General features: G+C 55.7%; 4 protein-coding genes. All 4 read left to right on the forward strand.

Features of this window, described 5'->3' with window-relative positions:
- A partial coding sequence (locus tag ACETWG_08535) for an efflux RND transporter permease subunit (protein MFB0516637.1) occupies nucleotides 1-777 on the forward strand: 777 nt, incomplete at its 5' end.
- A gap of 43 nt (nucleotides 778-820) precedes the next feature.
- Entirely contained in the window at nucleotides 821-3853 is a 3033-nt protein-coding gene (locus ACETWG_08540) for an efflux RND transporter permease subunit (protein ID MFB0516638.1), read from the forward strand.
- 840 nt (nucleotides 3854-4693) lie between these two features.
- The gene (locus ACETWG_08545) at nucleotides 4694-8023 is read left to right on the forward strand and encodes a SusC/RagA family TonB-linked outer membrane protein (GenBank protein MFB0516639.1); all 3330 of its coding nucleotides are present in this window, start codon (nucleotides 4694-4696) and stop codon (nucleotides 8021-8023) included.
- A gap of 50 nt (nucleotides 8024-8073) precedes the next feature.
- Nucleotides 8074-9618: hypothetical protein (locus tag ACETWG_08550; GenBank protein ID MFB0516640.1), on the forward strand; the 1545-nt coding region annotated here is incomplete at its 3' end.

The raw sequence follows: 9618 nt of genomic DNA on the forward strand, positions 1-9618 counted from the left end.
GTGCGCACGCTGGTAATTAACCCCGAGAGTGAGCGACCCTTACCCCTTGAGGCCGTCGCCGACATCGTTGTCGACACCGGGCCGGGGGAGATTCATCGCGCCGGTCAGCAACGGGTTGCGCTCGTCACGGCCAATCTGCGTTATGGGGACCTGGGTGCCGCCGCCGAAGAAATCAACCAAATCATCCAGCAGGTGCCCATTCCGAACGGCCTCAGCCTGCGGCTCGCGGGTCAGAACGAGGAAATGGCTGTCTCCTTCCAATCCCTTCAGTTTGCACTGGCGCTGGCCATTTCCCTCGTATACCTGGTCATGGCCTCACAATTTGAATCCCTTCTGCACCCTTTCGTGATCTTGTTCACTATTCCGCTGGCTATAATTGGTGCCGCCCTGGCCCTATGGATGACCGGCTCCACCATCAGTGTGGTGGTTTTCATCGGCCTCATCATGCTAGCGGGTATCGTCGTGAACAACGCCATTGTACTGGTAGACCGCATCAACCAGACGCGAGCCCAGGGGGTGGCGAAACAGGAGGCCATCATCCAAGCCGGTTGCCTCCGGCTGCGTCCCATCCTCATGACTACCTTGACAACGGTGCTGGGGCTCACGCCTCTGGCCTTGGGTCTTGGCGAGGGTGCCGAAGTCCGGGCCCCCATGGCTATCACAGTAATTGGAGGCCTCACTGTCTCGACGCTCCTGACTCTCCTGGTCATCCCCGTTATGTATTCGGTACTGGACAGAAAGAAGTATGCCGGGGCGGAGGCGAGGTCCAACCCATGAACCCATCGCACCGATTGAATTCCTTTAATTCGGACTCAGGGTTATGAGCATAACCGCCTTCTCTCTCCACCGGCCCGTCACCACCCTGATGGTGTTTGCCAGTCTGCTGCTCATCGGGGCCATCAGCAGCCGACTACTACCGCTGGCCTTTTTCCCCGATTTGGACTTTCCCGGCGTCTTCGTGACTATCCCCTACCCCGGGTCAACTCCCGAAGAGGTGGAACGCCTGATTACCCGTCCAGCCGAAGAGCTGCTTGCAACCATCAGCGGTGTCAAGCGCATGGTCTCAGATTCCCGTGAAAACGGTGCCGATATCCGGCTGGAGCTGGATTGGGGCGAGCGCACCATGACCAAAGCCCTGGAAGCGAAAGAGAAACTTGACGGCATACGCCACCTCCTGCCAGCGGACGTGGAGCGGATTTACGTCCAGCAGTTTTCCACCACCGACCAATCTATCCTCATGTTCCGAATCTCCAGCAACCGGGATCTCTCCAACTCCTACGACATGCTTAACCGCAACCTCAAGCGGCGGGTGGAACGGCTGGAGGGTGTCGGCAAGGTGGACCTGTATGGTGTTGAAAAGCGGGAAATCCGTATTGAACTGCTCCTTGACCGGGTTATGGCCCATAACGTGAACCTCCCCCGGCTTGTGGAAGACCTGCAGCGGAGCAACTTCATTGTGACAGCCGGGCGCATTACCGATACCGGGCGACGCTATCTGGTGCGACCCATCGGTGAGTTCACCACCCTCGAAGAGATTGGCGCGCTTACTGTGACGGGGACTTCTGTCCACCTGCGGGATATCGCCACAATCACCTACGATCACCCCCGACTGGACTACGGACGCCATCTGGACCGCCGCTACGCTATCGGCCTGGATGTGTTCAAAGAATCAGGGGCCAATACGGTAGATGTTGCGGAGCACGTAATCAGGGAAATCAACGAGATCGCCACGCTGCCGGAAATGGCGGGTATCAGTATCTACCATATGGACAACCAAGCCGAAGGCATTGTCAGCTCACTTAATGAGCTGTTGAAGGCCGGCATGATGGGTGCTTTTTTGGCCCTGGTGGTGCTCTACTTTTTCCTCCGGCGATTTACCACCACCGTCATTGTGGCATTGGCGGTTCCCTCTTCCCTGCTGATCACGCTGGGATTTCTGTTCTTTTTCAACATGTCCCTGAATATCCTGTCCATGATGGGCCTTATGCTGGCCGTAGGCATGCTGGTGGACAATGCCGTCGTGATCACTGAGAACATTCACCGGCGCCAGGAGCTGGATGGCCATTCATCCGCAACAACCATTTCGGCTGTTAAAGAGGTGGCCTTGGCTGTCACCGCGGGTACTTTCACCACAGCCATCGTCTTCTTGCCCCATATGGTCTCACCCCGGGATGAAATTTCTATAGAGGTCAAATTCGTGGCCGTCGCTATTGTGGTCGCACTGGCAGCGTCACTGGTCATCGCCCAAACGGTGGTTCCACTTCTGGCTTCGCGGATCAAGCCCAGGCCCACTGTACGAAAGCGAAACATCATTGACCGACTCCAAGGTTGGTATACTAATATTTTAGGCTGGAGCCTGCGTCACCACCGGGCCAGTATCGCCATCATGCTATTGGTATTACTCAGCGTGGTCGTGCCGATTTCTCAAGTCAAAAAGGACTTATTCGAAGAGCCAGAGAATAAACGGCTATTTTTACGCTACTACGTGAACGGTTCTTACACGGTGGAAAAGGTGGAGGAGGCTGTTAATCAGGTTGAGGAGTATCTGTTTGCTCACCAGGATGAATTTGAGATCAAATCGGTTTACAGCTTCTACCAGGGTGAGTATGCTGCTTCAACCATTATACTGAAAGACAAGAAGCTCTCGAGGCCTTTAAGCGCGATACGAAAATCCATCGAGGATGGTCTGCCCCAGTTGTCCATTGCGGTGCCCAGTTTTGAGCGCCGCCGCTCCGGTCGAGGGGAGGCGGCGGGCATCCAGCTCATTGGCAAATCAAGTGAACTGTTGGCGGAAATCTCCAGGGATATTGCCCGGATATTGGAGGATACTGAAGGCCTGGTTGATGTGCGCTCAGCGGCGGAAGCGGGAGAGAAGGAGGTTCATGTCGTCATCGACCGCGTCCGCGCCCGCCAATATGGATTTTCCACCATGCAGGTGGCCCAAACCATTTCCGCCGCCATGCGAGGCCTGAATCTGCCGCGTCTCCGCGATGAAGATGGTGAGATTGATCTGAAACTGCAATTCCAGGCAGAAGATCAAAAGACCCTCGAGGAGCTCCAGAACCTGCCTCTGTTCAATGGCACCAGTCAACCCATTAAGCTATCGGCCATAGCCGATTTCAGGGTGGGCCGCGCTCCGCGCAACATTCACCGGGAGGATCGCATCACGTCGATCAACGTCAACGCTAATCTTGACGGCATCACGCTCGATGAGGCCCGCAATAAAATCAGGGAGGCTTTAGGCCAGTACAAATTCCCGCCTGGCTACACCTGGAGCTTCGGAAGTGCCTTCAGTTATGAAGACGAAACGACCCAAACCATGATGACCAATACCCTTCTAGCACTCGCCCTGATCTACTTTGTAATGGCGGCCCTTTTCGAGTCCCTGATCTTTCCCGCAGCCATCTGGACATCTATTATCTTTGCCGTTATCGGTGTCTGGTGGTTTTTCCTCATCACCGGGACCACCTTTTCCATCATGGCCTGGTTCGGGATATTGATCCTGATGGGAGTGGTAGTGAACAACGGCATTGTGCTTATCGATCACGTGAATCAGTTACGGGCGAAGGGCATGGCCCGCAAGGAGGCCATTATCCAGGCGGGCTACGACCGCATGCGGCCCATATTGATGACCGCCGCCACCACCGTGCTGGGGCTTGTACCACTTACCCTTACCAACACACAAATTGGCGGCGATGGTCCCCCGTATTACCCCATGGCCCGGGCCATCGTCGGTGGCCTGACATTCTCAACGGTGGTGACCCTGCTGATCCTGCCTACCATCTACATTATCCTGGACGATATGCGCAATTGGTCCCGGCGGGTGATAAGGGCGGCCAAGGGATCCCGCTAGCAGCAGCAGCACGCTAAACAGTCCCCAAAGATATTGCCTGCTATCGTTCAGTTCTTGTAGCTTTACTTGCGATATTTGTATATAGGGAGGATTAATGCTCGACAACCGCAGCGGCAGTGACCGACGCAGCTTTGTAGGGCGTCGCTCTGGTCCGGATAGGCGGGTAGCCGTGGTTCCGGTCGCCGTTGATAGAAGATCCGGGCTTGACCGGCGCTCTAGGCTTGACCGGCGCTTATACTTGGATCGACGCCAAGCCGCCTTTTCTCTCAGCCAAATATTGTAATCTAGCTTCCGACGCTAAGCACCCATCCCTGCGTCTCATCCACACCAAAATACTAGCTCCACACATAGCCTCGGGGTAGGCCTTCCAGAGCCCCACGTCAACATTAAAAGGCCGGAAAACAGTGCGCTTCCCGGCCTTCTCTGCTTCGCTCGATAGATCTTCCAGAGCGCAACGAGCTGGCCAGTTTCAAACAATTGGCAGGGGCAGTATCACCGCTGTGGCCGCATCCCAGCAGGAACGAAAAAAATGTGATCTTAACCTCAGATAAAAATTTGCATATAACGATCTTCAGCTGTATACTTGGAGTGGCAGAGGATTCGCCGAGTAAAGCAATCTGAGAGGCATAGCATCATAATGATGCTATAACATATATGAGGATTGCCGAAATGGCGAATACAATAATAAGGCAGGGCTAGGAAATTTCAAGAAGGGCAAAGCGATATTTCCTTATCTTATATAAGGAGATGTAGGCGGTCATTGAACCGCTGGAGCTCTTTTCTGTTTCCAATAGAAACCCGCCGACTTTGTAACCTGTAAAACACAGTGAGGATGAGGATATGAGGAGGAAGCTACTCTCAGCTCTGGTAATTGTTTTCGTTCCCCTCTTCATTTTTGGGCAGCTACCGAGAGAGGGAGCGGTTATCAGAGGGACAGTCACCGATGCGGAGACGGGAGAGCCCCTGGTAGGCACCAACGTCCTGATCGGCGCTCTCAATATCGGTGACGCCTCCGGAAACGATGGTACTTACCGGATAACGATACCCGCCAACCTGGTCCGGGGGCAGGAGGCCGTACTAACGGCCCAGTTCATCGGCTACCACACCAGTGTGGCCACAGTCATTCTGACTCCCGGCACTATCACGCAGGACTTCAGCCTTGCCAGTGACGTACTCGGCCTGGAAGAGATCGTCGTGACAGGTGTTGTGGGCGAAATGGAAGCTGCCCGGGTTCCCTTCGCTGTGGGTCGTCTGAGCGCGGAGGACCTGGAAGTACCGGCGGTCTCTGCTGAAGGCGCCCTCCGGGGTAAGATCGCGGGTGTACGCGTCGTCAAGGCCAGTGGTCAGCCGGGCAGCTCGGCCTCTGTGCAGCTCCGGGGCGCCACCAGCATCAACGCCACCGACCGGTCTCAAGAGCCGCTTTACATTGTAGATGGGGTGATTCTGAGCGAGGGGGGCTCTATGGCCGATATTGACGCCCAGGATATCGAAAAGATCGAAGTGGTGAAAGGCGCCGCAGGAGCTTCGCTCTACGGCTCCCGGGCCGCCCACGGCGTGGTGCAAATCACCACCAAACGGGGCAAAACCGTGCCCGTCAATCAGACCCGGATCACCGTCCGGAGCGAAACAGGCTACAATGAATTGGCCAAGAAGATCGACCTGGTCTCATACCACGCGTACAAAATAGCGGAAACAAGTTACACCGATGCCAATGGCCGCGCGGTAACCCCCGGTGACTTCATTGATAAGGATGGCAATTGGCTCGATCCTCGCAGCTCGGACCGGGAGATCGAATGGTTTGATGATGCTGAGACTATCAGGTTTCAGGATAAGCCATATAAATACGTGTGTACCGGCGTACCGGACACCTTGATTGGTGGCGTATGGCATACCAGTGTGGAGGGACCCCCTACACTGCTGCCTGAGGGTGGTTTTGATCATATAGATCGGTTTTTTGATCCAGGGCAGTACCAGACGTCGTCCATTTCGGTGGCGCAGAACACGCCGTCCACTAACTTTTTCGCCTCGTTCACCAACACCCAGGAGCCTGGTGTGCTGTATAATATGGAGGGAAATAACCGCAACAGTCTGCGGGTCAACCTGGATCATAACATCCGGAGAGAGCTGGAGCTGTCGGTAAGCACCTATTACAGCCAATCCACCATGGATGAAGTGGCGGAGCGCATGGGCACTGCCAGCCCCCTCTTTGACCTCACGTTCATGCCGGTTGACGTTGACCTTTTGAAAGTGGATGAATGGGACTACGAGCGGGAGGCTCTTGGGGGTCTTTGGCTACCGACAGAGGATCAGATCTTTATTAAAGCCGATCCCACGAACACCGAAGAGGAGAATCCCATTTACCAGCTCCTGTATCGAGACCGTTCCCGGACGCGCAACCGGTTTCTCACCAACGCGCGCTTGAGCTACCGGCCGCTCATCTGGTTCGGACTGGAAGCCAATCTCAGCCTTGACCGGACCGAACACGACAGGGAGTACTACTATCCCAAGGGCTATAAGAGCCAATCCGGCGGTGGGAGCCTGGGCTCGCTCGATAAATACCACAGCTTTAACGAGGCCATTAACGCCGATGTGACCGCCTCCTTCAACCAGACGATCGGGGCTCTCAACCTGAGGTCAAAACTTCGGTATCTGTACGAAGAGGATAAGTTCGCCTCTACTACGGCGTATGGTAGGGACTTTGGCGTGGGCGACGTTCCCAGCCTGGATGCGGCCATCTACTCTTCGGTAGAGTCCGAGCAAACGAAGGTTATAGCTGAAGGTTATTATTTCATTGGCGGCGCGGACTACGCCGGCAAGTATATCGTGGATTTGATGTATCGGAAGGATGGCAGCTCGCTGTTCGGGGCCAAGGAGCGGTGGCACAACTACTACCGCTATAGTGGCGCCTATCGAATCTCCGAGGAGCCCTTCTGGCTGCTCAAGCCCCTGATCAACGAGCTCAAGCTGCGGTTCTCCCTGGGTACAGCCGGCAGCCGACCGGCCTTCGAGGCCCAGTATGAAACCTATCCTATTTCCGGGGGCCTCATAGACCTGGGGGACAGAACCCTGGGTAATAAGACCCTGAAGCCAGAGTTCGCTACCGAAACTGAAATGGGCCTCGACTTCGCTCTCTTGGATCGCATTAGGGTGGAGCTCACTTCGGCCAAATCGGTCATCGAGGACCAGATTCTGTTGGTGCCCCTGAAATGCTTCTTCGGCTACAAGACCCAGTGGCAGAACGCCGGAGAGCTGACAGCCAAAACCCTCGAGGCCAGATTGCAGGCGGTGCTCATGGAAAGCAGAGACCTCAGCTGGAGTGCCAACCTGTTCTATGACCGCACAACCCAGGTAATAACTGATTTCAAACTGCCGTCTTATACCTGGGCACCCCCGAATACCCAGGACATGACCACCTTCTATAACCGTGAAGGTGAGACCCTGGGCGACATGTACGGCACCCAGTTTGTTACCAGTAAGAAGGATCTGCCGGAAGATGCGGAACCATCCGAGTTCCAGGTTAACGACGACGGTTATGTGGTGTGGGTCGGCGCCGGAAATTCCTACACCCAGGGCCTCTCCGACTCCCTGTGGGGCACTTCCAGCGCGGACGGCGCGTATAGTTGGGGCATCCCAATCGAATATTACGACGAGGAGGAGGGGACCGACTTCGTGAAGATCGGCAGCGCCGTGCCTGATTTCCACTACGGCTTCTCCACCAATCTCCGTCTGGGACCGCTCACCTTTTATGCTCTCTTTGAAGGCCAGGCTGGTGGGCACATCTACAACATGACCAGTCAGTGGGGCATGCGGGACGACAAAGTGGCAGAAGTGGATCAGTACGGCAAGGCGGAAGGGGACAAGAAGCCCACGGTCTACTACCAGAAGTTGTACAACGTCCGCGAGCCTAGCGGCCACTTCGTTGAGGACGGCAGCTACTTGAAGCTGCAGGAGCTGTCTATACGCTATGGCTTCAGCCTGCCTGGCCTGGCGAACCGGATCGTCTTAGGTGTGGTTGGTCGGAACCTCATAACCTGGACCGACTACAGTGGGTACGATCCTGAAGTGGGTATTGGTGGCGGTCAAGGCGGATCGGCCGTATTAACCCGCTTCGATGGCTTCGGCTACCCCAACTTCAGGTCATATTCATTTATCTTTGAAGTCGAGCTGTAAGTAGGGAAAGCGACGGAAGTGAACTTCACAAAAATTCAAGGAGAATGTCTATGAAAGGTTTAAAAATACTAGCGATGCTGGGGTTGGTCATCTGGGTTATAGGCTGTATTGAAACACTGGAAGTTGAGAACCCCAACGATCCCGATACCCAACGTACCATAGCGAGCCCCTCGGATGTTGAAGCACTCATAGCCGGGTCATTCCGCACCTACTGGTTTGCTACGGAGCACTGGACTTGTCCCTTGGGATTAACCACCATAGCCGACGAGAACTCTTCGTCCTGGGGAAACGAAGGTATGAAAGACCTGTCCTCGGAGCCGCGTGTAGCGTTTAACAACACCACGGCTTACGCCAGCAAAGGACACATCGAAGTTCCCTGGTATGATTTGTATGGCGCCATATCCGCGGTCAATGATGGATTGCGGGCGATTCTGGACCCGGATGACCCTATGGAAATCGGTACTGACGGCGAACACACGCCCCGGGCGATTGCCTTCGCACGGTTCATTCAGGGCCTCTCGTACGGCTTCCTGGCCGAAATGTTTGACCAGGCCTACATCGTTGACGAAACCGACGATTTGAACGCCATCGCCCTCGGGGAAGTGGATGTTCCTCTCTCGCCATATGGTGAGGTCATGGATGCCGCCATCGGCTACCTGGGAGACTGTATTGCCGAGTGCTCGGGTGAGGACTTCACTACACCGGACACGTGGATCAATGGGGTAGCGCTGACCAGCGATGGATTGGCCAGGCTGGCCCACTCCTACACCGCCCGTTTCATGGCGGCGGTGGCCCGTACGCCGACGGAGCGGGCAGCCGTGAACTGGGACGGTGTGAAAACCCACGTCGCGGCCGGCATCCAGGAAGGGGAAGACTTCGGCCCAGTTGGCGATGGCTGGATCAACTGGTATAGTTGGTACCGGGAGATTACCTGGGGCCCCTACGGCTGGATGCGGGCCGACTATAAGACCATTGGTCTGGCCGACACCTCCAGCGGCTACCAGAATTGGCTGGATACGCAAGTAGCAAAGCGGGACGAATTCCTCCTCTATACGGCGGATAGACGAGTTACCGGCTGCACCGCCTGCCCGGATTCCGAAGGGACGTATTTCTCTTATAACGGCGCTTCGCCTTTCCAGGTGGCGCGAGGGACGTACCACTTCTCAATGTACGCCTATGAGGGCTACCGGGATCTCGCTTATTACGGGAATGTGCCGATGTGGACCATGACCCACGTCGAGATGCGCCTGTTGGAGGCCGAAGCTGAGTATCGGCTGGGCCACAAGGCCGCTGCAGCAGACATCGTCAATGAAACGCGGGTGACCAATGGCGAATTGCCGGCTCTCACCGGCGATGAAGACGACTTCTTCGAGTGGCTGAAATACGAGAAGGGGATCGAAACCTTCGCCAGGCAGGTAGGCTTGTTCTACTTCGACCGCCGCGGCTGGGGTGACCTGGTTACAGGTACGCCGCTGCACTTCCCGGTGCCCGCCAAAGAGCTGGAAGTAGGGCAGCTACCCCTTTACACTCACGGTGGGACAACAGGTGACTATGCTCCCAAGCGGATCCCAACTACTCGCGTCAGCGATGTACGG

This window comes from Candidatus Neomarinimicrobiota bacterium (assembly GCA_041862535.1).
Taxonomy (GTDB): domain Bacteria; phylum Fidelibacterota; class Marinisomatia; order SCGC-AAA003-L08; family TS1B11.